The sequence below is a fragment of the Actinomyces procaprae genome (genome assembly GCF_004798665.1).
Taxonomy (GTDB): domain Bacteria; phylum Actinomycetota; class Actinomycetes; order Actinomycetales; family Actinomycetaceae; genus Actinomyces; species Actinomyces procaprae.
The window spans coordinates 1,092,177-1,118,537 of sequence record NZ_CP039292.1 but is presented as its reverse complement, the minus strand read 5'-3'; the positions used below and the strand labels follow the sequence as shown (position 1 = coordinate 1,118,537).

21 protein-coding genes and 2 pseudogenes are annotated in these 26,361 nt (G+C 71.2%); 6 read left to right on the top strand and 17 right to left on the bottom strand.

Translation table 11 applies throughout. The features are described from left to right. Nucleotides 1–58: 58 nt before the first annotated feature. The 6 genes from mutM to E4J16_RS04380 form a co-directional block, all read right to left on the bottom strand. Nucleotides 59–1,090 carry a bifunctional DNA-formamidopyrimidine glycosylase/DNA-(apurinic or apyrimidinic site) lyase gene (gene mutM / locus E4J16_RS04405; protein ID WP_136192784.1) on the bottom strand — a complete coding sequence of 344 codons (1,032 nt, stop codon included), beginning with the start codon at nucleotides 1,088–1,090 and terminating at the stop codon, nucleotides 59–61. Between the two features lie 15 nt (nucleotides 1,091–1,105). Then, the gene (gene rnc / locus E4J16_RS04400) at nucleotides 1,106–1,960 is read right to left on the bottom strand and encodes a ribonuclease III (RefSeq protein ID WP_136192783.1); all 855 of its coding nucleotides are present in this window, start codon (nucleotides 1,958–1,960) and stop codon (nucleotides 1,106–1,108) included. After that, entirely contained in the window at nucleotides 1,960–2,538 is a 579-nt protein-coding gene (locus tag E4J16_RS04395; RefSeq protein WP_136313367.1) for a YceD family protein, read from the bottom strand. Before E4J16_RS04395 ends, rnc begins: the two co-directional genes overlap by 1 nt. 143 nt (nucleotides 2,539–2,681) lie before the next feature. Then, nucleotides 2,682–3,266, bottom strand: coding sequence for an ATP synthase F0 subunit B (locus E4J16_RS04390; RefSeq protein ID WP_136313366.1), 585 nt, complete (start codon nucleotides 3,264–3,266; stop codon nucleotides 2,682–2,684). Next, nucleotides 3,263–3,832, bottom strand: coding sequence for a pantetheine-phosphate adenylyltransferase (coaD, locus tag E4J16_RS04385; RefSeq protein WP_136313365.1), 570 nt, complete (start codon nucleotides 3,830–3,832; stop codon nucleotides 3,263–3,265). Before coaD ends, E4J16_RS04390 begins: the two co-directional genes overlap by 4 nt. A gap of 158 nt (nucleotides 3,833–3,990) precedes the next feature. After that, complete coding sequence (locus E4J16_RS04380) at nucleotides 3,991–7,464, bottom strand: glycoside hydrolase family 2 TIM barrel-domain containing protein (RefSeq protein WP_136313364.1); 3,474 nt, start codon at nucleotides 7,462–7,464, stop codon at nucleotides 3,991–3,993. A 505-nt stretch (nucleotides 7,465–7,969) separates the two neighbouring features. Between E4J16_RS04380 and rsmD the strand changes: the two genes are divergently transcribed. Continuing rightward, complete coding sequence (gene rsmD, locus E4J16_RS04375) at nucleotides 7,970–8,587, top strand: 16S rRNA (guanine(966)-N(2))-methyltransferase RsmD (protein WP_136313363.1); 618 nt, start codon at nucleotides 7,970–7,972, stop codon at nucleotides 8,585–8,587. A 106-nt stretch (nucleotides 8,588–8,693) separates the two neighbouring features. Here rsmD and E4J16_RS04370 read toward each other — a convergent pair whose 3' ends face one another. The 3 genes from E4J16_RS04370 to E4J16_RS04355 all read right to left on the bottom strand — a co-directional run bounded on the left by E4J16_RS04370 (nucleotide 8,694) and on the right by E4J16_RS04355 (nucleotide 13,596). Next, nucleotides 8,694–8,825 carry a type II toxin-antitoxin system YoeB family toxin gene (locus E4J16_RS04370; protein WP_136313362.1) on the bottom strand — a complete coding sequence of 44 codons (132 nt, stop codon included), beginning with the start codon at nucleotides 8,823–8,825 and terminating at the stop codon, nucleotides 8,694–8,696. Nucleotides 8,826–9,435: 610 nt separating this feature from the next. Continuing rightward, nucleotides 9,436–11,682 carry an ATP-dependent DNA helicase RecG gene (locus E4J16_RS04360; protein ID WP_136314578.1) on the bottom strand — a complete coding sequence of 749 codons (2,247 nt, stop codon included), beginning with the start codon at nucleotides 11,680–11,682 and terminating at the stop codon, nucleotides 9,436–9,438. Between the two features lie 81 nt (nucleotides 11,683–11,763). Next, nucleotides 11,764–13,596 carry a DAK2 domain-containing protein gene (locus E4J16_RS04355; RefSeq protein WP_420809324.1) on the bottom strand — a complete coding sequence of 611 codons (1,833 nt, stop codon included), beginning with the start codon at nucleotides 13,594–13,596 and terminating at the stop codon, nucleotides 11,764–11,766. Nucleotides 13,597–13,888: 292 nt separating this feature from the next. Here E4J16_RS04355 and rpmB point away from each other — a divergent pair, with 292 nt between their 5' ends. Then, entirely contained in the window at nucleotides 13,889–14,080 is a 192-nt protein-coding gene (rpmB, locus tag E4J16_RS04350; protein WP_073327266.1) for a 50S ribosomal protein L28, read from the top strand. Between the two features lie 194 nt (nucleotides 14,081–14,274). Here rpmB and E4J16_RS04345 read toward each other — a convergent pair whose 3' ends face one another. Both E4J16_RS04345 and E4J16_RS04340 read right to left on the bottom strand, forming a co-directional pair. Then, nucleotides 14,275–15,492, bottom strand: coding sequence for a thiamine-phosphate kinase (locus E4J16_RS04345; RefSeq protein WP_136313360.1), 1,218 nt, complete (start codon nucleotides 15,490–15,492; stop codon nucleotides 14,275–14,277). Next, entirely contained in the window at nucleotides 15,479–16,717 is a 1,239-nt protein-coding gene (locus tag E4J16_RS04340; protein WP_136313359.1) for a D-alanine--D-alanine ligase family protein, read from the bottom strand. The genes E4J16_RS04345 and E4J16_RS04340 overlap by 14 nt, the downstream gene beginning before the upstream one ends. Nucleotides 16,718–16,902: 185 nt before the next feature. Here E4J16_RS04340 and E4J16_RS04335 point away from each other — a divergent pair, with 185 nt between their 5' ends. Beyond that, a complete protein-coding gene (locus tag E4J16_RS04335) occupies nucleotides 16,903–17,658 on the top strand; it encodes an AMIN-like domain-containing (lipo)protein (protein WP_136313358.1) in 756 nt (251 codons plus the stop codon). A gap of 125 nt (nucleotides 17,659–17,783) precedes the next feature. On the opposite strand, the gene E4J16_RS04330 is transcribed toward E4J16_RS04335, so the two are convergent. The 4 genes and pseudogenes from E4J16_RS04330 to leuD all read right to left on the bottom strand — a co-directional run bounded on the left by E4J16_RS04330 (nucleotide 17,784) and on the right by leuD (nucleotide 21,998). Next, the gene (locus E4J16_RS04330) at nucleotides 17,784–18,815 is read right to left on the bottom strand and encodes an NAD(P)H-dependent glycerol-3-phosphate dehydrogenase (RefSeq protein ID WP_136313357.1); all 1,032 of its coding nucleotides are present in this window, start codon (nucleotides 18,813–18,815) and stop codon (nucleotides 17,784–17,786) included. Next, on the bottom strand, nucleotides 18,812–19,654 hold the full coding sequence (locus E4J16_RS04325) for a lysophospholipid acyltransferase family protein (RefSeq protein WP_136314576.1): 843 nt from the start codon (nucleotides 19,652–19,654) through the stop codon (nucleotides 18,812–18,814). Before E4J16_RS04325 ends, E4J16_RS04330 begins: the two co-directional genes overlap by 4 nt. Before the next feature lie 148 nt (nucleotides 19,655–19,802). Next, nucleotides 19,803–21,125, bottom strand: coding sequence for a UDP-N-acetylglucosamine 1-carboxyvinyltransferase (murA, locus tag E4J16_RS04320; RefSeq protein WP_136192770.1), 1,323 nt, complete (start codon nucleotides 21,123–21,125; stop codon nucleotides 19,803–19,805). A gap of 188 nt (nucleotides 21,126–21,313) precedes the next feature. Continuing rightward, nucleotides 21,314–21,998, bottom strand: a pseudogene (gene leuD / locus E4J16_RS04315) (3-isopropylmalate dehydratase small subunit). Between leuD and E4J16_RS15085 the strand changes: the two are divergent. Then, nucleotides 21,925–22,122, top strand: a complete 198-nt coding sequence (locus tag E4J16_RS15085) for a hypothetical protein (RefSeq protein WP_168709424.1) — start codon at nucleotides 21,925–21,927, stop codon at nucleotides 22,120–22,122. The pseudogene leuD and the gene E4J16_RS15085 sit on opposite strands and share 74 nt — an antisense overlap. On the opposite strand, the pseudogene leuC reads toward E4J16_RS15085, so the two are convergent. Continuing rightward, a pseudogene (gene leuC, locus E4J16_RS04310) lies at nucleotides 22,035–23,453 on the bottom strand (3-isopropylmalate dehydratase large subunit). The gene E4J16_RS15085 and the pseudogene leuC overlap by 88 nt on opposite strands. A gap of 147 nt (nucleotides 23,454–23,600) precedes the next feature. On the opposite strand from leuC, the gene E4J16_RS04305 reads away from it, so the two are divergent. Together E4J16_RS04305 and E4J16_RS04300 are read left to right on the top strand one after the other, a co-directional pair. Next, on the top strand, nucleotides 23,601–24,335 hold the full coding sequence (locus E4J16_RS04305) for an IclR family transcriptional regulator (RefSeq protein ID WP_420809323.1): 735 nt from the start codon (nucleotides 23,601–23,603) through the stop codon (nucleotides 24,333–24,335). A gap of 141 nt (nucleotides 24,336–24,476) precedes the next feature. Then, nucleotides 24,477–25,616 carry a glycosyltransferase family 4 protein gene (locus E4J16_RS04300; RefSeq protein WP_136313355.1) on the top strand — a complete coding sequence of 380 codons (1,140 nt, stop codon included), beginning with the start codon at nucleotides 24,477–24,479 and terminating at the stop codon, nucleotides 25,614–25,616. Between the two features lie 161 nt (nucleotides 25,617–25,777). On the opposite strand, the gene nrdR is transcribed toward E4J16_RS04300, so the two are convergent. Continuing rightward, nucleotides 25,778–26,266, bottom strand: coding sequence for a transcriptional regulator NrdR (nrdR, locus tag E4J16_RS04295; protein ID WP_136192765.1), 489 nt, complete (start codon nucleotides 26,264–26,266; stop codon nucleotides 25,778–25,780). Nucleotides 26,267–26,361 lie beyond the last annotated feature (95 nt).

Here is a 26,361-nt window from a genome sequence, read left to right as displayed (position 1 = left end):
ACTATCAGCAGCGGGGACCTACGTCACAGTCCGGCGGATCGGACCGTACCCGCAGCCTTCAGGCACGCCGCTGCCGGGGCCTGACCTGGCAGCGCGGGCAATACACGTGGCTGCGGCCCCCGATCGTCTCGGCGCGCAGGAGCGCGCCGCAGCGTCGGCACTCCTGTCCGGCCCGCCCATAGACCGCCAGGGAACGGGCGAAGAATCCGGCGGCGCCGTCGGCGTCCACGTACAGGGCGTCGAAGCTGGTGCCGCCCACGGCCAGCGCCCGCTCCATGACCTCGCCGGTGGCCTCCAGCAGGCGGGCCGTCACCCGCGGTCCAAGCGCCTTGCCCGGACGCAGGCCGTGGACGCGGGCGGCCCACAGTCCCTCGTCGGCGTAGATGTTGCCGATGCCGGAGACGACGCCCTGATCCATCAGCAGAGTCTTGACCGCCCGGTTGGAACTGCGCATCTTGGCGATGGCGGCGGGCCGGTCCAGGTGCGGATCGAGCAGGTCACGAGCGACATGGGTGACGTCACTGGGGATGAGCGGTGCAAGGCTGCCCGCACCACCTGGGCCGCCGTCCGGCGTGGGCACCATGTCGGTGACGCGCAGACCACCGAACATGCGCTGATCGACCAGATCCACCACCGCACCTCCCGGATCGTCACCTGGAACGGGACACAGATGCAGGCGCACCCGCAGGTGCCGCGGGAGGGCCTCGGGGCCGTTCGCCGATCGGGGGTCGCGGGTCGCCGTGAGGTCCACCCGGGGAGCCTCGGAGTCTGCGAGAAACGCACGCGGATCCCGGCGCCCCGCGGCTGCGGAGTCACGGCCGGTGACGGTGCCGTGCACGAGCAGTTGCCCGCTCATGCCCAGATGGGCTACCAGGGCATCGCCGTCGTCAAGCGGGAGCCACAGGAACTTGCCGCGGCGCACGGCGGCAGTGAATGTGCGTCCGGTCAGCTTGCGCACGAAGGCGTCCGGACCGCCCTGCTGGCGTCGCAGCGGCCGCGGGTCGAGGATCTCCACGCGCTCCACCGCCCGGCCGCTCAGGTGGCGGGCCAGGCCGGCGCGGACGGTCTCGACCTCGGGTAGTTCCGGCATCGGGGCGCAGGCTCCTCAGGCGGAGGGGAGCGTGCCCGGCGCCCCTGGCTCGGTGGCCCCGGTCGTGCCCCGCCGCTCGGAGAGCCGCATTGCGCCGAGGTCGGCGCGCAGGGCCTCATTGACACCGGGCAGCCGCAGCCCCCCATCACCGCGCGCGGCCAGAATGGCGGCGTAGGCGGACTCGGCGGCGGCATGCTCGGCAATCTTCTTGGAGGTTCCGGTGCCCTCCCCCTGAACCCGGCCGTCGACGACTGCGCGCGCGGTGAATACGCGGCGGTGATCCGGCCCCGTGGCCACGACCTCATAGGCGGGGTTGCCCAGACCGTGGACGGCTGTGAGCTCTTGCAGGCTCGTCTTCCAGTCCAGGCCCGCTCCGCGCATGGAGGCGTCGTCGAGGAAACGGGCCACCAGGCGCTCGACGACGGCGCGCACAGGCTCCAGGCCGGTCGTCAGGTAGGTGGCGCCGATGAGGGCCTCGACGGTGTCGGACAGGATGGAGTCCTTGTCACGCCCCCCGGACAAGGACTCTCCGCGGCCGAGCTTGATGAACTCACCCAGTCCCAGGTCCCGGGCGACCGCGGCCAGGGCCGGCTCCGACACGGTAGCGGCCCGCATCTTCGCCAGCTGTCCCTCAGGCAGATCCGGGTGGGCGTTGTACAGGTTCTCGGTGACGATGACGCCGAGCACCGAGTCGCCCAAGAACTCCAGCCGCTCGTTGGTGGGCAAGCCACCGTGCTCATGTGCCCAGGAGCGATGAGTCAGGGCCAGGTCGAGCAGGTCGGCGTCGATGCGCTCGCCCCAGCGGAACAGGAGCGTGTCCACGTCCTCGCGCGCCGACGGCGTGCTGCGCTTCTTACGACGCGAAGTCATCAGTGGCGCTCCCCCTGCTCCGGATCCTCTTCCTGCTCGGGGAGCAGCGCAGCCAGGGCGGACCAGCGCGGATCCAGCTGCTCATGGTGGTGGTCGGCCGGCAAGTCGTCCAGACGCTGACCGCACTGCGCGCACAGCCCCGCGCAGTCCCGACGGCACAGCGGCTGGAACGGCAGGGCAAGCACGAGCGCGTCCCGCAGGGCCGGCTCCAGGTCCAAGGTGGTATCACCGACGGTGAACAGCTCGTCCGCCTCCTCGTCGCCCTCATCGGCCTGGGCCTGTGCGGCCTCAGGGGTGAAGTAGAGCTCATCGAAGGAGACGGTGGTGTCCTCCTCGATGTCGCGCAGGCAGCGCACGCACTGGCCGCGCAGGTGAACGTCAGCACTCCCGCGCACCAATACGCCGTTGTCCAAGCTGGTCAGCTCGGCGTCCACAATCAGGGGGCTGTCCTCCAGGGCGCCAATCATCTCCGCACCGAGGTCGGCCGGGGCTGAAGTCTCCAGATGGACGTTCTTGATCGCGCCGACCTGCTGTGGCAGGTCGACGATGTCAACGACGAGTCCGGCCGTGCTGGCCATGTTGTTCCTCCTGGAATGCTCAGAGCTTGTGACACCGCAGGTGAGGCGGGCGTCTCCATGCGGGATCCGCGGATGGGCTACCGCACGGGTCGTGCGCCCCTCCCCGGGGCGCGGGCGAATCTACCGTGAGTGGGCTGGTCGGCCTAGCGGCCGCCCTTGGTCCAGTTGCGTGTGCCGGCCGGGTCAACAGACCAGCCGGCGAAGTGGCGGGCGGCGTCACGACGCTCCTGCTCGGCGTCGGGTGCGGCGCCGTCCGCGCCCAGGCGCGCGGCCAGCGCCTCGCGCCCGGCCTGAATCTGCTCAGCGAGCTTGCCGATCTCGGCCTGCAAGGCGGCCAGGGAACGATCGGAGTAGTCGTCTGCGCCGTGGCGCAGACGTTCGGCGCGCTCCTCGGCGGTGGAGATGATGGCGTCGGCGCGGTCATTGGCCATACGCACAATATTCTCTCCCGCCACGAGTCGCTCGGCCTCCTCCTGCGCGTGCGTGAGTATCCGCTGGGACTCCTCACGCCCCTGGGCGAGGACCGCGTCGGCATCCGCAACGATCTCCTCGGCACGGTGTACGGCCGTGGGAACGGCCTGGCGGGCACGCTCGATCAGCTCGAGTGCGTCCTGACGGCTCACGATCGCGGAGGTACTCATCGGCAGCGAGCGCGCCGTGGAAATGAGTTCGTCAAGCTCGTCGAGGATGCGTAGCAGGTCGTCTCCGGCGTCTGCGCGGGTGGTCACGGGTTCGTCCTTCGTTTCTGCGAGGGTCCGGGATTGTCGTGTAGGAAGGCACCGGGCGGCGGTTCCGCCGCGGCGGGCGACGGCGGCCCGCCCAAAGCCCGTGCCAGGGCTGCGGCGACGTCGTCGGGCACCATGGCGCGGACGTCTCCGCCGTGGCGGGCGACCTCCTTCACCAGCGAGGAGGACACGTGCGCGTGAGTGGGTGCGGCCGTCAGGAAGAGCGTCTCTGGGGCGCCGAGCTTACGATTGACCAGGGCCATGGGGACCTCGGCGTCGAAGTCGGTGCCATTGCGCAGCCCCTTGACGATGGCGTCGGCTCCCCGCTGCGCACAGAACTCGGCGAGCAGGCCGGGGACGACGGCGACCTCCACGCCGGCCACATCCGCAAGGGCCGTTCGGGCCAGTGCCACCCGCTCCTCGATGCGGAACAGGCGTGCGCCGTCCTTCGCAGCGTTGTGGGCGATCCCGAGGATGACGTGATCGAACAGGGCGGCGGCGCGACGGACGACGTCAACGTGCCCGAGGGTGATCGGGTCGAAGGTTCCGGGGTATACGGCGAGCGTCACGCTGCGAGGCTAGCGGACCGGCTGCGGCGGGCGGGGACGCGCGCCGCAGCCGGCGCGTGACGGCCTCCGGCGTGCGTGACCGTGTCCACCGCGTCCGTGCCATCGTCCGGAGCGCAGTTGCCAACGGACACCTCCGGGCGCTGGAGGACCCGCCGACGTCAGCGGCGCTCAGCGCCCAACCATGCCTCAACCACCACCGGGCGCGGGGCGGCGGCCGCATGCGGGCGCACATCGGGGCCGCAGGAGCGTGAGCCGATGCCGTGATGGAGTGCGTCCAGGTGCAGCCACAGGTGCGTGTCCGGCCGCAGTTCCTCCACGTGCTCGGCAGCCGTCAGGTTCTCCAGGCTCCAGGCGCTCAGCGAGAATGCGGTCGGCACCGCGGGCGGGATGATGACATTCAGGCGCCCGGCGTCGCCATCCAATTGCAGGCGGCGCAGCCCGACGCGAGTACCGCCCTCCTGGGGGCGGACCGGCTGCTGCCACAGCGCATCCACATAGCCGCTGAAGACGCCATGTCGGGCAGCACCGGCGAGATCGGGGTACACCGGCCCGGGACCGAGTCCGGCCCAGACCGCGCGAGTCAGCCACGTTGGCAGCCCCAGGCGCACCCCCAGGCGGGGCAGGACGGCAGGCAGGTCACCGGCCGGGATGATCTCGGTGCGCAGCCGCAGTCCACCGGACTCGGCGGTGAACGTCGTCGTGGTGTCCAGGACCCAGGACATCTCCGGCGCGCCACAGCGGGTGCGCACAACAACGGCATCACCCGTGATGGCGGTGGCCACATGGCGTTCACTCATCAGGTGCAGGCGAGCCTCGCGCCAGCGGTCGGCCGAGGAGGGGCCTGGGCGTCCGGCACCGGCGCCACGGTTGGCGGGGTTCGGCGGCACGTGCCAGTAGTCGATGGGCCCGTGCCCCTCGTCGTTGTCCGTGGGCGCGCGCCAGACCGTGGTCAGCGGGCCGACGACGCCGAGGCCGCCCAGCTCCAGGAGCCGGCCCCGCTCGTCCAGCCGGGCGGGACCCAGTTGGATGCCGCCGCGCACGCGCACCGGCACCTCGCCAGGAGTAGCCGTTTGCCGGCCCGCGGCGCTCGCGGCCTCGGCGTGGCCGCCCGCAGGCGCAATCCTGAGAGCCGGCCCGGTCGGAGTGGGCATATCCCATGGGGCCGCAGCCGCCACCTCCCGGGTGGACATGACCCGGCGCCCGGAGGCTTCGGCGCAGGCGACCTGGGGCAGCAGCGGGGCACCGGCGGCCGGGTCGATCTGCCGGGGCTCGGCGTCGTCGACGCCGGCGACGAACGGGTCCAGCACCGCGGTGAGCACGTGGACGGGGCGGCCGGTGGCGCGGGCGCGGGCCACGGCGTCGACCAGCGCAGGCACTTCCAGATGCTCCTCCTGCCCAGCGGCGATCTGCGGCAGCGGAAGCTCACCTGTGGTCACGGCACCGAGGGTTGGAACCGTGGCGGATGCGGGGGCGGTGTGGGCGCTCCCCTGCCGGGAATCGTCCTCGCCGGGGATGCCGTCCGCCGGGGCGGGGACGGCGTCGGAGGCGTCCGCAGTCACCTGCCAGGCGAGCGTGAGCCCGGTGGTGGTGCGCGTGTGGAAGCGGTTGCGCACCCGGACGGTGCCAGCGCCGGAACCGGCTCGGCCGGCGTCGCCGACCCAGGTGGCCAGGACCGGGGCGACCGCGTTGGCCCAGGCGGTGGTGCCGGCGCTGGGGGTGGTGTCGGCGCAGACAAGCCCGTCGCACACGAAGTTGCCGTCGTGGACGCTCTCGCCGAAGTCACCGCCGTAGCGCAGTGCGCCACCGGAGGCGGGGCGGGGGTCGATAAGGGCGTGGTCGCGCCACTCCCAGACGAATCCGCCCAGGTGGCGGGGATTCGGCTCTACCTGTGCGGTGTAGTCCTCGATGCCGCCGGGGCCGGTGCCCATGGCGTGCAGGTACTCGCACATGATGAACGGCAGAGTGCGCACATGCGCGTTCTGGGCGGGGGTGAGCCGGGCGGCGGGATGCCCGGCGACGGCCACCGGCGTGCTGGCGGGAGCCGGAGCGGCAGAAGCGCCGTCGGCGGCGTTGGCCTCCGCCCCGCGCCCGACTACGGCCTCAACCTCCTCCAGGGTCGGGTACATGCGGGAGTGCACATCGGTGTAGGCGCCGGCGAAGTCGGATTCGTAGTGGATCAGGCGCCCGGGATCGCGGTGCTTGATCCACTGGCTCATGGCGGCCAGGTTGCGGCCGGTGCCGGACTCGTTGCCCAGGGACCAGAAGAGGATCGCCGGGTGGTTCTTGTCACGCTCGACCATGCGGCGGGCGCGATCCACCAGGGCGTCGCGCCAGGCGGGGTCGTCGGTGGGGTTGCCCCGCCAGTCGTGGGCCTCGAAGCCGTGGGTCTCCAGATCGCACTCGTCCATGACCCACAGGCCGATCTCGTCGGCCAGGTCCAGCAGGCGCGGGTGAGGCGGGTAGTGGGAGGTGCGGATGGCACCCACGTTGTGGGCCTTCATGGCGGACAGGTCGGCGCGGGCCCAGTCCGCATCGAACACGCGGCCGCGGTGGGCGTTGACCTCGTGGCGGTTGACGCCGGCGATGATCAGGCGGGTGCCGTTGACGCGCACCTGGCCGTCGACGACCTCCAGGCGGCGGAAGCCGGTGCGCAGGCGCACGCTCTCCTCCCGGGCGGTGACCTGGAGTTCGTACAAGCGCGGTACCTCCGCACTCCAGGGCTCGACGGCGGGCGCGGCCAGGCGGGCCGTGCCGGGGCCGGCCAGCTCGGCGCTCAGGCCCAGTTCGGGCAGTTCGACCCGCACGGGGAAGGCGGCGGCCGGCGCGTCCAGGTCGACCTCGAGGGTGCCTGCGCCGGTGGCCGGGTCGTAGTCGGTGCGGACGAACACGTCGTCGATCCGGCCGGCGGGCCGCTGCAGCAGGGTGATGTCACGGAAGATGCCGGGCAGCCACCACTGGTCCTGATCCTCCACGTAGGTGCCGGGCGACCACTGGGACACGCGCACGGCCACGGTGTTCTCCCCCATTCGCAGCAGGCCGGTGACGTCCAGCTCGGAGGGCAGGCGTGAGCCCTGGGTGGTGCCGACCCAGGTGCCGTTCACCCACACGGAGGCGAAGGACTCCACCCCGTCCAGGCGCAGCACCTGCCGGGCGCCCGCCTGGTTCAGGGACCAGCCGGCGGGGAGGGTGAAGGTGCGCACGTGGTCCGCGGTGGGGTTCTCGTCCGGCACGTGCGGCGGATCGACGGGGATCGGGTACTGGACGTTGGTGTACCAGGGCAGGCCGCGGCGGCCGTCGCCGGTGAGCACCCAATGGGCGGGCAGGTCGATCTCGCCCCAGGGGCCCAGGGAGCCGTCGGCGGTGTCGAAGACCGGGGCAATGGGTTCGCCGCGCTCATCCAGGCCCTCGGGGTGCGAGCACTGGTGCAGGCGGAAGGCCCAGGTGCCGTTCAGGCTCAGGCTGGGGGCGCTGGTGTTCTCGGGGGCGACCCACGCGCGCGGGGGCAGGTGGCGCCCGCGGCCGGGTCCGGGCACGGTGGGGAGCAGCCAGGAGGGTGCGGTGTTGTATCCCGCCCCGGCCTCGGGCTGCATGCCCTGATCGGTGTGAGCGGGTCCGATGACGGTGCGCGGCATATGTCTTCCTCCCGATCCCGGCGGAGTGTCTGCGGTGCCAACCCCGGTGTTTGCGTGTCCGCCTCAAGCCTAGTGGCACTGCGACATTTGGCCGGCACGCGCCCCACGTCCTCAGCCCCACACCGAGGTCGGTAGTAGTTACGGGTCGAGGTCGATCGCGACGGCGTCAGATGGAACGGCGGGGTGATGATGAATGACCGCGCACGCTTAGGCCTCCGAGATGAGCCCACCACTTTCCGGCTTTTCATTGGAATTACGCGGAATCATCGAATTGAGCGCGAACGGGTGTGGACGCTCCTGCGTGCGCCGGTGGCCTCGGCGCACGCAGGAGGCTTCCCATCTCCCCCCAACCCGGCAGACAAACCGCAGAATCACGCGGATCGTTGCTTTCAGCCGGGCGGCTGAGCGTGCGGCGCCCGCTACGAGGGCGGTGGGTCTCGGCCGCCCCCACCGGAACCGGCTTCCCCGGCCCCGGTTTCGGGGACCAATCCTCTAGGCTCGCCCCATGACCAGGATTGTGGCCGGGAGCGCCGGTGGGCGCCGGATCGACGTGCCCGCGGCCGGAACCCGCCCCACCTCCGAGCGCGTGCGCGAAGCCCTGTTCGGCCGGCTCGAGCACTACGGCGTCATCGCCGACGCGCGCGTACTGGACCTGTGCGCAGGCTCGGGGGCACTCGGCCTGGAGGCGGCCAGCCGCGGCGCCACCGACGTGACCCTGGTGGACGCCTCCCGCCGCGCCACCCACGTGTGCGACGCCAACATTCGCGCCCTCGGCCTGCGCGGGGTGCGCAGCGCCACCGCGAAGGTGGAGGCCTTCCTGGCCGGGCCGGCGGGTGCGCCCGTGGACCTGGTGATGCTCGATCCGCCCTACGACGTCGACGAGGCCACCCTGGCCGCGATGCTGGCGCCGCTGCCCCGCCGCCAGGACCCGTGGCTGGCGCCGGACGCGGTGGTGGTGGTCGAGCGCTCCTCGCGCTCCCCCGAGCCGTCCTGGCCCGCGGGCCTGCGCCGGTTCTCCACGCGCAAGTACGGGGAGACCACGCTCTGGTTCGCCGAGCCCGACGACGGCGCCCCTTCCAACGACGACGGCGCCGCGGCCGACGCAGAGCCCGCTGCGCACTGAATCGGCCGCGCTATGCGGCGCGCGGTGACTATGCGAATGCCACAGAGCCCGCTGCGCACTGAATCGGCCCTCCCGAGTCGTGGCGGTCCGACAGCAGACTGTGCCGTCATCGCCCTGCGGCGAAGGGCTCACGCAGGGCTGCGGCCAGGAGCGTGTTGATGCGCTTCAGGACGCGCCGGTCGGCCATCTGCCAGTAGCGGAAGTCCTCCCAGGCGGAGGGGTCCCATACAAGCCTCATGGAATCACCCAGTGGTGGGGCTCCGCGCTGGCGGTGTCAGTCTTCTACCGTGTTAGTCGTTTGTGGTGGTGGGGCGGTGCCGGTGCTGTGGGCGGTGGTCTGGTAGCCGGTGGTGAGTTGGTCGCTGCTGGTGGCTACGGGGCCCGTAGTTTGAGTGGGCTGCGTGTGCCCGTGGAGGACGCGGAGCCACCCCCGGGAGCACGCTCGCAACTTCGGGACCACATTCGCGCCTTCGGGTGCACGCTCCCGCCCCTGGTTGGACCGCCAACGCCCCGATGGACCGCTCACGCCCCGATGGACCGCTGTAACCGGCGGCTACGGCGGTCCAACGGGGGCACAGGGGTCCAAGCGGAGAACAGGGGTCCAACCGCGGCACAGCGGTCCAACGGGCACGCTCAACGGCGTCGCGGTCCGTGGTGACTCGCTCGCTCAGCGGGAACAGGGTGCGCCGCGCCGCACTGATCGACTTGGCAGCCTCCGGTTCGGTCGCACGAAAGACGAGTGGTACCGGTTCAGCTGTTGGTTCCACAAAGTCGGGGGCGCACGGCCGCCGTTTCATGACGCTTGTTCTGGCCTGAGGTGGAGCCACAACGTCGGGACCGCCCAATGCTCAGGACCGCTCCAGGTAGGCGCCGGCCTCCTCGTCCAGGCGGTCGGCGATGGCGGCCGCCAGGTCCTGGTGCTCGACCAGCCTCGGATCGGCGCCGATGATCGCCTCCGCCTGCTCCCGCGCCCGGGCGATGAGCGCACCGTCACGGCTCACGCGCAGCAGGTCCAGGTCGCTGCGCCGGCCCGACTGGGCGGCGCCGAGCACATTCCCCTCGCTGCGCAGCTCCAGGTCGGCCTCCGCCAGCTGAAAGCCGTCGCTGATGTCCCCGAAGGCCTTGAGCCGGTGGTAGGCGGGCGACCCGACCTCCACCCCGGTCACCGCCACGCACACGGACTTGTGCTCACCGCGCCCCACCCGCCCGCGCAACTGGTGCAGCTGGGACAGGCCGAAGCGATCCGCGTCGAGTATGACCATCATGGAGGCCTCCGGCACGTCCACCCCGACCTCCACCACAGTGGTGCATACCAGCACTGGCGTGCGCCCGGAGGCGAAGTCCGCCATGGCGGCGTCCTTCTCAGCCGCAGTCATCCGGCCGGTCAGGGTGCCGATGCCCACACCCGCGAGCGCCGGCTCGTCGGCCAGGCGTTGCGCCCAGTCGACGACGGCGGCCAGCGGCCGTGTCTCCTCCACGAGCTCGCCGTCCGTGTCCAGGAGCGCATCCACGGGCGGGTCCGGTTCGTCCTGCTCGGCCCCGGCCTCAGGGCCGGCGTCGGCGTCGGCGTCGATGCGCGGGCATACCACGTACACGCGCCCGCCCGCGGTGACCTCCTCGGCGGCTCGCTTCCAGATGCGCTCCACCCAGGGCTCACGCTCCCAGGGCACCAGGGAGGTCGTGATCGGGCTGCGGCCTCCGGGAGATTCATCCAGCACGGCGGTGTCCAGGTCCCCGAAGACGGTCATGGCGATGGTGCGGGGAATGGGGGTCGCAGTCATTACGAGCAGGTGCGGGGTGCGCTGGGCTCCGGTGACCGGGTCGGTGACGCCACCGCGCTCGCGCAACGCGTCACGCTGGGCGACGCCGAAGCGGTGCTGCTCGTCAACGACGATCAGCCCCAGGAAGGGGATCTGCACGGTTTGGGACAGCAGTGCATGGGTGCCCACCACGATGGTCGGCTCCCCGGCGGCGAGGTCGGCGAGCAGCTTGCGACGCTCAGTGGCCGGAGTGGAGCCGGTCAGCAGCCGGACGCGGATGGCGTGCTCGGCGCCTCCGAGCATGCCCCCACGCGCGAGCGGACCAAGCAGGGCCTCCAGGGAGGCGCGGTGCTGGGCCGCGAGGATCTCGGTGGGGGCGAGCAGGGCGGCCTGCCCTCCGGCACCGACCACCTGCGCCATGGCCCGCAGGGCGACCAGGGTCTTGCCGCTTCCGACGTCCCCCTGGAGCAGAATCTGCATCGGCGTGGTGGAGTTCAGGGCATCGGCGATCTGTGCGCCCACGCGCCTTTGCCCGGCCGTGAGCGTGTACGGCAGGGAGGCGTCCAGGTCCGCCAGCAGGCAGTTCTCTCCGGGTATCGGCCAGGCGACGGCGGTGTGCTCGGCGGCGTGCTGGACGCGCCGCTGCACCAGGGCGGCTTGCAGCACGAGGGCCTCCTCGTGGCGCAGGCGGCGACGGGCGGCCCGCCACTGGGAGGCCTCCTCGGGTGCGTGGACCCACCTGTAGGCGGTGTATGCGTCCACCAGGCGCTCGGCGGCGCGCACCTGCTCGGGCAGCGGCTCGGGCACGTCGTCCGGCTCGATCTGGTCCAGGACGGCGCGCACGGCCCGGCCCACCAGCCAGGAGGGCATCGCCTCGGTGGCCGGATATATGGGCATGGGGCGTGCGAGGAGCGCCTCGCGTTCGACGTCGTCCAGCTCGTCAAGCACCTGGATGCGGGAGACGGCCAGCTGCCTGCGACCGCGGTGCAGGCCGACCTTGCCGCTGAGCAGCACGGTGGTGCCGGGGGTGAGCTGCTCGGCCTGGTGGCGCATCTGGCCGGGGTTGCCGAACATGACCAGATCCATGGTCGAGCTGCCGTCGGTGACGGTGGCCTCCAGCAGGGCGGGAGGGCGGCCGCCGCGAGTGCGGCGCGCGTCCGCGCGCACCACCTGCGCCTGGATAGTGGCCTGCTCTCCGCGCTTGAGTGACCGCAGGTCAGTGAGGTCTCCCCAGGTGTCATAGCGGCGCGGGAACAGGCGCAGTAGGCCCCGAGGCGTGGTAATGCCCTGCTTGGCGAGCTGGGCGGCGGTGGTCCGCCCCAGGAGCCGGTTCAGTGGGCGGTCAAGCATGGGGACGGCGCCGCGCGGAGTGCGCCGCCCGGGATGCTCGGCAGCTTTGGGAGTCATGGTCGGCGCTCACCCGATGGCGAGCAGGACGTCAGGGGCGGCCTGGGAGCCCGCGTGGACGACGACTTCGATGGCATCGGGGAACATGCCGTGGCGCTCGGTGTAGCGGGCGACGGCGGCCGCCGCCATGGCGCCGGCGTCGGGAGGCGCGTCCCGACCGAGGATGACCGTGACGAGCTCGTCGTCAGGACGCAACGCCGCGGTGAGTGCGGATGCGACGGCGTCAGCCTCTGCATCCGGGCCGGTCAAGGCGGTGGTGCGTACGGCCGCGGCGACGCCCCCCGCACGGGTGGCCAGCTCGCCGAGCTCGGCGCGCCCGGCCTGCCCGGCCACAGCGACGGCGGCCGCCAGGACGCGAGCCTCGTCGTCGGTATCGCACACCAGCAGGCGCACGCCATCGGGGACGGTGCGGGAGACTTCACCGTCCCCTGCCCCGCGCACCGAAGAGACGGCAGACCGGGCGGCGAGGAAGCGTGCGGCCTCGTGGGCGCTGCAGGCGGCCTGCGGATCGCAGGGCAGGACGATCGCCTGGGCGGCTCCAATATCTCCGGCTGCACGGACTATGCCGTCACGCTCGGGGTTGAGCACCACCACGGCGCCGGTACGCGCGAACTGCTCAATGAGGCCGGGGGCGCGGGTGCAGGCGATGACACCTACGCGACGCGCAGTTCCGGACTCGGTCCGGGCCTCTGCGTCGGGTGAGTCCGGAACGGAGCGGCTGCGGCGTGCGGCGAGCCGTTCAAAGGAGACCACACGGCCGTCGTCGGGCCCGGTTGTGGGCAGCGGCGGCTCATCGGCCTCCCAGACCGGGGCGACGGCGAGCGCCGTCGGGTGCAGGTGGTGGATGCACACCTGACGGGCACGGCCGTGCCGGGGCAGCGCGGCGCGGGGCGTGTCGGTGTGGACGTGGACTTGGAACATGCCCACGCCGAGCGCGTCGGGGGTGCCCACAACGCCCACGGAGTCGCCGATGGCCTCCAGCCTGCGGCGCAGGTCGGCCGCCTGGGCGGCCGTCGCCTCCAACAGGTACATGACCTCGAACTCGCCGGTGGAGAAGGGCGTCTCGGAGACGCGGGCGGACCCCCCGTGGGTGGCGCCCGCGACCAGGTCATCAAGCATCTGCCTTGCCACCAGGGTGTATGGCAACCGCGAGATCGGGGCGGGTGCGGGACGTGGCATGCCGGTGGCCGCACCGGCGGTGTTGATGATGTCCGACAGGCAGGTGTACATGAGCATCAGGGCCGCACCGCCGGCGTCGACAGCGCCGTGGCCGAGGCCGGCGGTCTCCACGACGCTCTCCTGCGCTCCGAAGGCCGCGGATGCGGCGACGGCGGAGATGGTAGCCGGGGCGGCGGCCGTGGCCTCCTCCAGAGCGCTGCGGGCGTTGTCCGCGGCGTCTTGGGCAACGGTGAGCAGCGTTCCGGAAACCGGGCGGGAGACCGCGCTCCAGGTGGCGGCGGCGATGCGCTCGTAGGCGTGCACCAGCTCGACGGGGCGCAGCGCGTCGGGGTCGGGCGCCTGAGCGCATACGTCGGCGAGGGAGGCCAGCACTTGGGAGATGAGCAGGCCGGAGTTGCCGCGGGCACCGCGGACGGCGCCGTCAGCGGCGGCACGGGCCGCCTGGGCAAGGTCGCCCCCGGCGGGCAGGAGCGCCAGGGCGTCACAGGCGGAGCGGACGGTTAGCAGGACGTTGGTGCCGGTGTCGGCATCCGGCACGGGGAAGACGTTGAGGGAGTCGACCAGCTCGCGGGTGGATTCGGCGACTGTCCTGGCCGCTTCCAGCCAGGCACGCAGCAGCGGTGCGGTGATGGCCATCGCCGGGGCGCCTGTGCGGTCTGCCACGCCTATCCCTCCCCTTGCTCGTGTAACGTCGGCCAGGCGGTAGCCGCAGGCGCGGCGCCGTGGGCTCGCGCGCTCGCTTCTACGGTTTCCGGGGCCAGATTAACGGTTGCGGCACCTACGCGCCTCTGCCCGGGGCGCGGCGTGTGCGCGAGCCCATACCCCCTCGGCTTGGGGCTGCGGGCCGTTTCGGATAAAGTGCTGGGGTTGCCCGCGACCGGTGTCGCCGGGCGGTAGACCCGGCGCCGGGCAAAGGGCCCGCGCGCTTACACCAAGAAGATTCAGGAGTGGAACCGTGGCTGCTGTGTGCGACGTCTGCGGCAAGGGCCCCGTCTTCGGCAAGAGCGTCTCGCACTCCCATGTGCGGACCAGCCGCCGGTGGAACCCGAACATTCAGCGTGTACGTGCTCTCGTGAATGGCACCCCCAAGCGCCTCAACGTGTGCACGTCCTGCCTCAAGGCCGGCAAGGTGACGCGCAACATCTGAGCGCGTCTTCCTGGCCAGCAGGGGCATCCGAGGCCGCCGTCCCGCACCCGCGGACGGCGGCCTTTTCCCTGGCTCCGGCTCCTCCCCCTCACCGAGATCGGTAGAAGTTACGTACCGAGATCGGTAGAAGTTACGTACCGAGATCGGTAGAAGTTACGTACCGAGATCGGTAGATGTGGCGACGGGCCGTGCATCTATGCCATGAAGTGGTCCCAGCCGAGGCGCTCGGGCACGCGTCCGCCGACGAGCACCCCCGCCGACTCACCCGCGCGCCTGGCGCGCACGGCTCCGATCACGCGGGCCCCCTCCGGCAGCCGCCCGACCGCCGACGGCGGAACAGCGGCCAGCAGGCCATGGTCCTCTCCCCCGGTCAGCACCCAGGCCCGCGCCAGGTCACGCGCGGCCACGGCGTCGGGGCGAAGCAAGCCGGCGACCGGCACCAACGCGGCGAGGTCATGCGTCAGCCCGGTCTCCGGGTGGGCGTCCGGGTCGGCGATCTCGACGACGACGCCGCTGGCCCGGGCGATCCGGTCCGCGTCGCGCAGCAGCCCGTCGGACACGTCCAGCATGGCGTTGGCTCCGGCGTCGGCCAGGGCCGGGCCGGCTGTCAGCGGCGGGCTCGGCGCCCGGTAGATGCGCAGGCATTGCGCGGCGGCCGCGGCACCGCCGTCGTCGATCTTCACACCATCTCCGCCCGCGTCGTCCCGCGCACCGGCGTGTGCGGCAGCGACGGCGTCATCCCACCCGTCCGAGCGGTCATCCAGGCCGGCCTGCAGCAGTGCGAGCCCGGCGGCCGAGCGCCCCAGCGTGCCGCAGTGGACTACGAGGTCGCCGGGGCAGGCTCCCGAACGGAGCACGGGACGGCGGCCATCCAGGTCGCCGTGGACGGTGACGGCGATGACCACCCGGTCACCGACACTCAGATCACCGCCGACCACGCCCGCACCCGTGCCCGCACACGCGTCGGCAAAGCCGCGAGCCAGGTCCCGCACCCAGCGCACCGGGGTGGTGCGCGGCAGCACCAGGCTCACCACCAGCGCCGTCGGCGCAGCCCCCATGGCGGCAATGTCGGCGAGGTTCTGAGCGGCGGCACGCGCCCCGACGTCGCGGGCGGTGGACCAGTCGGTACGAAAGTGCTCACCCTGGACGAGCACGTCGGTGCTCACGCAGTAGCGCCCGTCCGGGGCGGCGACTACGGCACTGTCGTCCCCGCTGGGCACCAGCACACGGGCCGCCTGCGGAAGCAGCGGGGTGAAGGCGGCCAGCAGCGCCTCCTCCCCAAGGTCGGCAACGGTGGTTGACGCACCACGCACGTCGTCGGAGTCGACGGCGACAGCGGCGTCGCAACCGTCGGCTCCGGCGCCGCTGAGGTCCGAGGGCGCCCCGGCGTCGTCGACCTCAGCGGTTGACATCCGTGGGGCGCTCAAGCGCCAGCTCAATCAGCTCGGTGACGAGGTCGCGATAGGGCAGCCCGGTCACCTGCCACATGTAGGGGTACATGGAGAAGGGCGTGAAGCCGGGCATGGTGTTGACCTCGTTCACGATCGCCTCCCCACCCGGGGTGAGGAAGAAGTCGACGCGAGTCAGGCCCTCCCCACCGATGGCGATGAAGGCCTCCGCGGCCCGACGCATGAGCAGTTCGCGTTCGGCCGGGGTGATGCGGGCGGGGCAGACCATGGCGACGGCGTCGTGGGCCAGGTACTTGGTCTCGTAGTCGTAGAACTCGCCGGCGCCGTTGGCGGCGTCCATGACGATCTCGCCGGGCTCGGCCACGCGCGGGGCGTCGTCGCCGTGGCCGGCGAGGACGGCGACCTCGATCTCGCGGCCGACGATGCCGGACTCGACCAGCACCTTCGGGTCCACCTCGCGGGCCGCCTCGATCGCCGCATCGAGCTCGGCCAGGTCCTCCACCCGGCTGATACCCAGGGAGGAGCCGGCGCGAGCGGGCTTGACGAACAGGGGCTGGGCGAGCTGCGCGCACTCGGCGAGGATGGCGGCCTTGTCACGGCGCCAACGGTGCGGCTCGACGAGCACATGCGGGGCGGTGGGGATGCCCGCCGCCCGCAGCAGCACCTTGGTGATTTGCTTGTCCATGCCGGCGGCGGAGGCGAGCACGCCGCAGCCCGCATACGGCAGACCCAGCATCTCCAGCATGCCCTGGATGGTGCCGTCCTCCCCGTAGGGGCCGTGCAGCAGCGGCAGGACGACGTCGACGGCGCCGAGAACCTCGGGGCCGGCGGGGGTGATCGCAGTCAGGTTTCCGCCGCCCAGGCGCATGGCCAGCTCTCCGCGGCCGAGCCCGTCGGCGGTGATCTCCACCGGCGGGCGGTCATCGCTCAGGCGCAGGGCATCGGGATCATCGTCCACCAGCACCCACTGGCCCTGACGGGTGATGCCGATGGGCACGACGTCGTAGCGGTCCCTGTCAATGGCGTCCAGCACGCCTGCGGCGGTGGCGCAGGAGACCGCGTGCTCGCCGCTGCGGCCCCCAAAGACGACGGCGACGCGCGGCTTGCGCGTGCCGCTACTGCCGACAGGCGAGTCCGAGCCCGGCAAAGCAGCCGGTGGGGGGAGCACAGAACTGGATTCCGCGTTCTCACCGGAGCTGACTGCGTCTGTTGCGTTGTGAGCGGCCATGGTGGCAACGCTACCGCTACCTGGGCAAATCGGGTGTCAAGTCACCGAGCTGCGTCGACCATGCCGCCGACGGCGGCTCGTGGGCCCTCGCCCACCGCTTCCGGCCACGTACCCCTATACAGCAACACAACAACTTCCGTATGATTGAGATCACACTCGCGCTTCAATCGAGGTCAGGAGCCGTCATGACACGCCCAAGCCCGTTCCTCCGCACTCACCGCACTCTTGCTCCCACCCTCGCGCTGCTGCTGACGGGCACGCTCGCCCTGGGGGCCTGCGGCTCAAGCTCCGGCACCGATGCGGGCCCGGCGGACACCGCATCTTCCGCCGCCCCCGCCGAATCGGCGACAGCGGCTCCGCCCGCCGCCAGCGAAGCGGCCTCTGCCGCTGAAGCGCCCACCGCCGCTCAGTCGGCGACGGTCGGCGCCCTGGCCCAGGAGGAGAACAGCCCCTCCGGTGCACCCGCCTGGGGCACCGGCGTCGATGGCCAGGCGGCGGCCGACGGCTCCGCACTGGTCATCTCCGATGTGCGCATCGGCTCCCACGACAACGAGGACTTCTCCCGGTTCGTGGTGGAGTTCTCCGGCGAGGGCACCCCGGGCTGGTCGGCGCAGTGGACCGATCAGGCTCACACCCAGGGCAAGGGCGACCCCATCACCGTGGAGGGCGACTTCACCCTGGTGGTCACCGGCACGGGCGTGACCATGCCGATCAGCGAGGAGCAGCAGGCCGTGGCCTACACCGAGCCGGTGCGCTTCAACTTCGACGCCGTCGGGCGCGACGACGACGAGGGCATTGAGGAGGCCTACCTTGACCTGGCCTTCGAGGATCAGTTCCAGGTCGTGCTCGGAACTGACTCGCAGAAGTACCGGATCTTCACGCTGACGAACCCCACCCGTCTGGTGATCGACGTAGCCGACGATGACACCGACCACGACTGACGACGGCTCCTATCCCCGGACGCGCCATAACAACCGACCTCGGTACGTAACATCTACCGACCTCGGTACGTAAGATCTACCGACCTCGGTACGTAAGATCTACCGACCTCGGCGAGAGGGGCGGCTCAGGCCAGCGGTGCCGCGTTGACGCCCTCCGCCTTGCGGGGGCGGGACAGCAGGGCGTCGTTAAACTCCTCCACGGTGGCGGTCCCCTCGACGACGGCGACCACCCCCGCGGTGATGGGCATGTCCACCCCGTGCGCGGCGGCCAGGTCGAGCACGGCGCGCGCGGACTTGGCGCCCTCGGCTACACCACGCGAGGCCGCGGCCGCCTCCTCCACGCTCATGCCCTCACCCAGGCGCCGTCCGAAGGTCTGGTTGCGCGACAGCGGCGACGAGCAGGTGGCCACCAAGTCGCCCATGCCGGCCAGCCCGGCAAAGGTCTCGGGGTTCGCCCCGAGCGCCAGCCCCAGCCGCGTGATCTCCACCAGCCCGCGCGTGATGACAGTGGCCTTGGAGTTGTCGCCGAAGCCGCGCCCGGAGGTGATGCCGACCGCCAGGGCGATCACGTTCTTGACCGCGCCACACAGCTCCACACCGAGCACGTCGGTGTTGGTGTAGGGCCGGAAGGTGACGGTCGCGCAGGCCGCCGCCACGCGGGCCGCCACGGCCTCATCCTGCGCCGCCACGACCGTGGCGGTGGGCTGGTCGGCCGCGATCTCATCGGCCAGGTTCGGGCCCGAGACCACGGCGATGCGCCGGGCGGGCAGGTCGAGCACCTCGGCGATGACCTGGCTCATGCGCAAGCCCGTACCGACCTCCACCCCCTTCATCAGGGAGACGACGATGGCGTCATCGTCCAGGGCGCCGCGCAGCGGGGCGAGCACACTGCGGGCGGTCTGGGAGGGCACCACCACGACGACGAGTCCGGCTCCGACGACGGCCTCCCGGATGTCCGTGGTGGCGGTGACGGCCTCGGGCAGGGTGATGCCGGGCAGGTAGCGGTTGTTGGTCCCGGTGTTGATCTCGGCGGCGATCTCCGGGCGGCGCGCCCAGATGACGGTGGGGGTGCCGGCCTGGACGAGCAGGCGGGCGAAGGTGGTGCCCCAGGCACCGGCGCCGAGGACGGCGGCCTTGTTGCCGACTTCCGGGCTCATGACTGCTGCTCCGGAGCAGTTTCGGGCTCGTCGTCGCCGTCGTCGTCACCCGGGTTGCCGGACGGCGCGCCCGGCCCGGAGGGCTGCTCGTGGTCCGACGACGCCGGTGGGTCGGGCCGACGCACCCCGATATTGCCCTTGCCCGGATCGCCGTCGTACTTCATGTCGAAGGGGCGGGGGGCCTTCTCGCCGCGCAGCTGCTCAACCAGCTCGGTGATGCGCCGCATGATCTCGGCGGTGGCGGCACGCACGGCGTCATGATCGGAGGTGTCCGAGCCGAATTCCTCCAGGTCGAAGGGCTCACCGATGAGGATGTCAACGTCCTTGCGGGGGAATGGGTGGAAGCCACTGCCGTATGCGCCGAGTATCCCCTGCGCCCCCCACTGTCCCATCGGCAGTAGGCGGGCGCCGGTACGCATGGCCAGGCGAGCGGCGCCGGTCTTACCGGTCATGGGCCACTGCAGCGGATCGCGCGAGAGAGTGCCCTCGGGGAAGATCATGATCGGATCGCCGGCGAGTAGACGCCGCTCCGCCTCCGCCAGGGAGTTGCCGGCGTTCGCCGAATCCCGGTACACGGGAATCTGGCCGCCGGCACTGAACACGTGCCCGAGGACGGGGATCTCGAACAGCTGCGACTTGGCCAGCGAGTAGATGGGCACGTCCTCATCCACCAGCGCGCGCATGGCCGTCAGCGGGTCGAGATTCGACAGGTGGTTGGCCACCGCGATGAACCCGCCCTCCCGCGGGATGTTCTCCACCCCGGTCACGTGCTGCTTGGAGACCGCCTTGAGGAAGGGGATGATCGCCCCCCGGGCAGCGAGCCGGTAGAAGGGGGTCATACGTCGTGTGTTGGGCACATCGGCACTCTACCCACAAGCGGCCGCCCCCGTTGAGTCGATGAGCGCACGCCCGTGCGATGCCTCCACGGGGTACCCGCACGCGGCCGTCCGCGCTCATGCCGCGGCCCGGCGAATCGGCGCCGACGCGTCAGGCCAGCCGGGTGACGTTGGCGTCCAGGGCGGTGAGCTTGCTCATGAAGTGCTCGTAGCCGCGGTCAATGAGGTTCACGCCCTCCACGCGGCTGGTGCCCTCCGCGGCGAGCGCCGCGATCAGGTGGGAGAAGCCGCCGCGCAGGTCGGGCACCACGATGTCGGCCCCGTGCAGCGGGGTGGGTCCGGAAATGACCGCGGAGTGGTAGAAGTTGCGCTGCCCGAAGCGGCAGGCAGTGCCGCCCAGGCACTCGCGGTACACCTGGATGGTGGCCCCCATCTTGCGCAGGGCGCCCGTGAAGCCGAAGCGGTTCTCATACACGGTCTCGTGGACGATGGACAGGCCCTCCGCCTGGGTCAGGGCGACGACGAGCGGCTGCTGCCAGTCGGTCATGAAGCCGGGGTGGACGTTGGTCTCCACCACGATGCTCTTCAGATCGCCGCCCGGGTGGTAGAAGCGGATACCGTCCTCGCGCACGTCGAAGGCGCCGCCGACCTTGCGGAAGATGTTCAGGAAGGTGGTCATGTCGCTCTGGTGGGCGCCGTGGACGAACACGTCGCCATGGGTGGCCAGCGCCGCCGAGGCCCAGGACGCGGTCTCGATGCGGTCGGGCAGGGCACGGTGGTTGTAGCCGACCAGCTCGTCCACACCCTCAACGTGGATCGTCCGGTCGGTGTCCACCGAGATGACGGCACCCATCTTCTGCAGCACGTCCACCAGGTCCATGATCTCCGGCTCGACGGCGGCGCCGCGCAGCTCTGTGAGACCCTCGGCGCGCACTGCCGTGAGCAGGGTCTGCTCGGTGGCGCCGACGGACGGGTAGGGCAGCTCGATGACGGTGCCGTGCAGCCCGTCGGGCGCGGTCAGCCGGATTCCCTGCGGCTGCTTGTCCACAATCGCGCCGAATCCACGCAGGATGTCCAGGTGGAAGTCGATGGGACGGTCCCCGATGCGGCAGCCGCCCAGGTCGGGGATGAAGGCCTCGCCGAGCCGGTGCAGCAGCGGGCCGCAGAACAGGATCGGGATGCGGGAGGAGCCGGCGTGGGCGTCGATGTCGGCCATGTGGGCGCTCTCAACACTGGAGGGGTCCAGCCGCAGGATGCCCTCGGCCTGGTCGTAGTCGACGCTGACGCCATGCAGGGACAGCAGGCCGGAGACCACATCGACGTCGCGGATCAGCGGGACGTTGTGCAGCACGGAGGGCGTCGTACCCAGCAGTGCGGCGACCATCGCCTTGGGGACGAGGTTCTTGGCTCCGCGGACGGTGATCTCACCGTTGAGCGGGCGCCCGCCCTCGACCTGAAGCAGACCGTCGACCATGCGTACCTCCGAGCATTCGAGTGAAGATCGGGCACCGTGAGTTGCGGGCGCCCGCCGCGCCGGGCGCGGACGTTCTCAGCATAGGCGGGTGTGCTGCGGGCGGAGGCGCGGGCGGCCCGCTCACAGCGAACCGCCGCGTGTCCTTCAACTCACCGGTGTGGAAATGTACGACGGCGCAGCCGGAATACTCAGGCCCCCGGCCGGAGGAAGGGATAACCGACCGGGACGGGCATGTCCGCGGAACGGGCAGGCGCAACCGCCACGGTCGGCTCATGCCGGGCGGGCAGGGTGCGCGGCTTGAAGGCCAGACGCGCGTCCTCATAGGCGCGGATGGCGTCCTCCTGGGTGAGCGTCAGGGAGATGTCGTCCAGCCCCTCCATGAGGGTCCAGCGCACGTAGTCGTCGATCTGGAAGACGGTGCGGAAGGAGCCCGCCTCGACCGTGCGCTGCTCCAGGTCCACGGTGATCTCGGTGCCGGGCTCGGCCTCCAGGATCTTCCACAGCTGCTCGGCGTCCTCCTGGCTGATGACTCCGGCCACCAGCCCCTGCTTGCCGGCGTTGCCGCGGAAGATGTCGGCGAAGCGGGGGGCGAGCACCACCTTGAAGCCGTAGTCCTTCAGCGCCCACACCGCGTGCTCGCGGGAGGAAGCCGGTGCCGAAGTCGGGGCCGGCCACCAGCACGCTGGCGTGCTTGTAGGCGTCCTGGTTGAGGATGAAGTCGGCCTCATTCGCCCGCCAGGAGGCGAACAGGGCGTCCTCGAAGCCGGTGCGGGTGATGCGCTTGAGGTAGACGGCGGGGATGATCTGGTCGGTGTCGACGGCGCTGCGGCGCAGGGGGGCGCCGATTCCGGTGTGGCGGATGAACTTCTCCATGGCGTGCTTCCTTCTCGAGGCTCTCGGCGGTGCGGCTCAGGCGGCAGTCGCCGGCAGGTCCGCGGGGGTGGACAGCGTGCCGCGCACCGCCGTGGCTGCGGCGACGACGGGCGAGACCAGGTGAGTGCGTCCGCCCTTGCCCTGCCGCCCCTCGAAGTTGCGGTTGGAGGTGGAGGCGGCGCGCTCGCCGGGAGCCCAGCTGGTCGGGGTTCATGCCCAGGCACATGGAGCAGCCGGCGTTGCGCCACTCGGCGCCGAAGTCCTTGAACACCCCGGTCCAGCCCCTCGGCCTCCGCCTGCAGGCGGATGCGCGCGGATGCGGGCACCACGAGCATGCGCAGGCCGGGCGCCTTGGTGCGGCCCCTGATGACCTCGGCGGCCGCACGCAGGTCCTCGATGCGGCCGTTGGTGCACGAGCCGAGGAAGACGGTGTTCACCTTGATGTCGCGCAGCGGCGTGCCGGGAGCCAGGTCCATGTACTCCAGGGCCCGCTCGGCTGCGCGGCGCAGCGTCTCATCGGCAATGTCCTCGGGGTCGGGGACCGTGGCGGAGATGGGCAGGCCCTGACCGGGGTTGGTGCCCCAGGTGACGAAGGGCTCGATGTCGCTGCCCTTCAGAACCACCTCGGTGTCGAAGACGGCGTCGTCGTCGGTGCGCAGCGAGCGCCAGTAGGCGACGGCGGCATCCCAGTCCTCCCCCCTCCGGGGCGTGCGGGCGGCCCTTGAGGTAGGCGAAGGTCGTCTCGTCGGGGGCGATCATGCCTGCGCGGGCACCGGCCTCGATGCTCATGTTGCAGATCGTCATGCGGGCCTCCATCGACAGCTGCTCGATGGCGCGGCCGCGGTACTCGATGACGTGCCCCTGGGCGCCATTGGTGCCGATCTTGGCGATGATGGCCAGGATGATGTCCTTGGCGCCGCTGCCTGCGGGCAGGTCGCCGTCGATCAGCACACTCATGGTCTTGAAGGGCGCGACCGGGAGGGTCTGGGTGGCCAGCACGTGCTCCACCTGGCTGGTGCCGATGCCGAAGGCGAGGGCACCGAAGGCACCGTGGGTGGAGGTGTGGGAGTCACCGCAGACCACCGTCATACCAGGCTGGGTGAGCCCGAGCTGGGGGCCGACGGCGTGGACGATGCCCTGGTCGGCGTCGCCGAGGGAGTGCAGGCGCACCCCGAACTCGGCGCAGTTGGCGCGCAGGGTATCGATCTGAGCGCGAGAGGTGACATCGGCGATGGGCAGGTCGATGTCGAGGGTAGGGGTGTTGTGGTCCTCGGTGGCCAGGGTGAGGTCGGGACGACGTACCTTGCGTCCGGCCAGGCGCAGCCCCTCGAAGGCCTGGGGGCTGGTGACCTCATGAACAAGGTGCAGGTCGATGTAGAGCAGGTCCGGGGCTCCGTCGGTGCCGGGGGCGACGACGTGGTCGCGCCACACCTTCTGCGCCAGCGTCATTCCCATCGTTGCACTTCCTTCCTGAGGCGTTTCCTGGGACGTTGTGCCCGCTTGCCCGCCCGAAGTGTGCGGAACCGGCAAATCCCGGGCCGTTTTCTGACTGCACGCTACTTGAAGTCTCAGCACTCGGAATGGCAGTATCAGATTATGGACATGCTGGGTGACATTGAAAACGGGAGCGGCGTTGGCGTCATCGACAAGGCCGCTCTGGTCATGAGCGCCCTGGAGGCCGGCCCGGCCACACTGGCGCAGCTGGTCACCGCCACTCACCTGGCCCGCCCGACGGCGCACCGCATCGCCGTGGCACTCGAGTTCCACCGCCTGCTCGCCCGCGACGCACAGGGGCGCTTCATCCTGGGGCCGCGCCTGAGTGAGCTCGCCTCCGCCGCCGGCGAGGACCACCTACTGGCCGCGGCCGGGCCGGTGCTCGCCGCACTGCGTGACAAGACCCACGAGTCCGCCCAGCTGTACCGCCGCCAGGGTGACGTACGGGTGTGCGTCGCCAACGCCGAGCGCCCGATCGGTCTGCGCGACTCCATCCCGGTTGGCGCCACCATGTCCATGCAGGGAGGCTCCGGCGCACAGGTACTGCTTGCCTGGGAGGAGCCGGACCGCCTGCACCGGGGCCTGGTGGGTGCGCGCTTCAACGCCACCATGCTCTCCGCCGTCCGCCGACGCGGTTGGGCCCAGTCCGTCGGCGAGCGCGAGCCGGGCGTTGCCAGCGTGTCGGCGCCGGTGCGGGGCGCCAGCGGCAAGGTCATTGCGGCGGTGTCCATCTCCGGCCCCATTGAGCGCATGGGCCGCCAGCCCGGGCGCGTGCACGGCCCCGTTGTTGCCGCAGCGGCCCGCCGCCTGTCCGAGGTCCTGCGCAACAACGACGAGGGCTGACGCCCCTCCCCACCCCTCCCCCCTCCTCGCCGAGATCGGTAGAAGTTACGTACCGAGATCGGTAGAACTTACGTACCGAGATCGGTAGAAGTTGCATGCCGCCTGCGCCGGGCCCGCCCCCTGCCCCCGTACACTCTCCCCATGCGTAGGACCCTGCTCGTCACCAACGACTTCCCGCCCGTGGTCGGCGGCATTCAGTCCTACTTGGACGACTACACCCGGCGCCTTCCCGCCGCGGACCTGACCGTGCTGGCCTCAACACCCCCCGAGGGGCCCGACGGCGCCGCAGCCTTCGACCGCAACGCCGGCTTCGGCGTCGTACGCATGCCCACCCGCGTCCTTCTACCTACCCCGGACGTGCGTCGGCGCATGCAGCAGCTCATCCGTGAGCACGGCATCGAGACCGTCTGGTTCGGAGCGGCCGCCCCACTCGGCCTGCTGGGCCGCGCCGCCAAGGAGGCCGGCGCCACCCGCGTCATCGCCACCACCCACGGGCACGAGGTCGGCTGGGGCATGGTGCTCGGAGCCCGCCAGGCATTGCACCGAATCTTCCGCGACGCCGACGTCGTCACCTACATCTCCGACTACACGCTCGGCGAGCTGCGCCCCCACATGCCACCCGGGAAGGAGGTCCTGCGCCTGCCCAGCGGCATCGACGTCGACCGCTTCCACCCGGACCCCGAGGCGCGCACCGCGCTGCGCTCCCGGTACCGGCTGGGCGAGGCACCCACGGTCGTGTGCGTGTCCAGACTCGTGGCCCGCAAGGGGCAGGACACGTTGATCACCGCCTGGCCGCGGGTGGTCGAGCACGTTCCAGGCGCGCGCCTCGTCATCGTCGGCTGGGGACCATACGCGAAGAAGCTTGCACAGCTGCGCCGTTCCTCACCCGTCCGGGAGTCGATCATCCTGACCGGCAAGGTGCCATACGAGGAGCTGCCCGGCCACGTGGCGATGGGCGACGTATTCGCCATGCCCTGCCGTACCCGTGGGGGCGGGCTCGACGTCGAGGGGCTCGGAATCGTCTTCCTCGAGGCCTCTGCCGCGGGTCTTCCGGTGGTCGCCGGCACGAGCGGCGGCGCTCCCGAGACAGTCATCGAGGACGTGACCGGGAATGTCGTTGACGGCCGCAACGAGGACGAGCTGGTCGCCACCCTCGTCCACCAGCTCTCAGATCCCGAGCTGCGCGCCCGCATGGGTTCGGCCGGACGCTCCCTCATGGAGGCAGAATGGACTTGGCCCGGGTTGGTGGAAAGCCTGGTGCGCACCATTGACGCCAGGTGAGGATCGGACCGCCCACCGACGGCGGGGCCGCCGCAACCGCGGTGAGCACGACCCGTTTGTCGGAGGCATCCGAGCCGCCCCGCCCGGGCAGGGCCCCCGATCGCCCGCCCCCGCCGTATCAACGAGAACGCCGTATCAACGAGAACCCGCTTTGCGCCGCCTCAGCGCTTTGAGGCCGCGGCTGCGGCGGCATCTGCCGCTTCGTCGCGTAGGGCACGGAGTTCGGCGATGGCGGCCTCGAAGTCCTCGAGCGAATTGAAGTCCGAGTACACCGAGGCGAAGCGCAGGTAGGCGACCTCATCAAGCTCACGCAGGGGCTCAAGTATTGCCAGGCCCACCTCATGGGAGTCAACAATCGCGTGCCCGCAACCACGAATCGTCTCCTCGACCTTATGAGCGAGCAGGGCGAGTTGGTCGTCAGTGACCGGGCGCCCCTGGCAGGCACGACTCACACCGCGAATGACCTTCTCACGCGAGAAGGGCTCGGTGGCGCCGGAACGCTTGCGGACCGACAGGCTGGCCGCCTCGATCGTGGTGAACCGGCGTCCGCAATTGGTGCACTGGCGGCGACGCCGGATCGAGGCGCCGTCGTCAGAGGTACGGGAGTCGACTACGCGCGACCCGCTGTGCTGGCAGAAAGGACAGCGCACGCCGACCACCTCCGGTTCGCCTCACCATGTGTATGGTTCGGAGATTATGCGTCCTCAGCAATGACCGCAAGCGCTCGGCGGGCAGTAACGAGCAG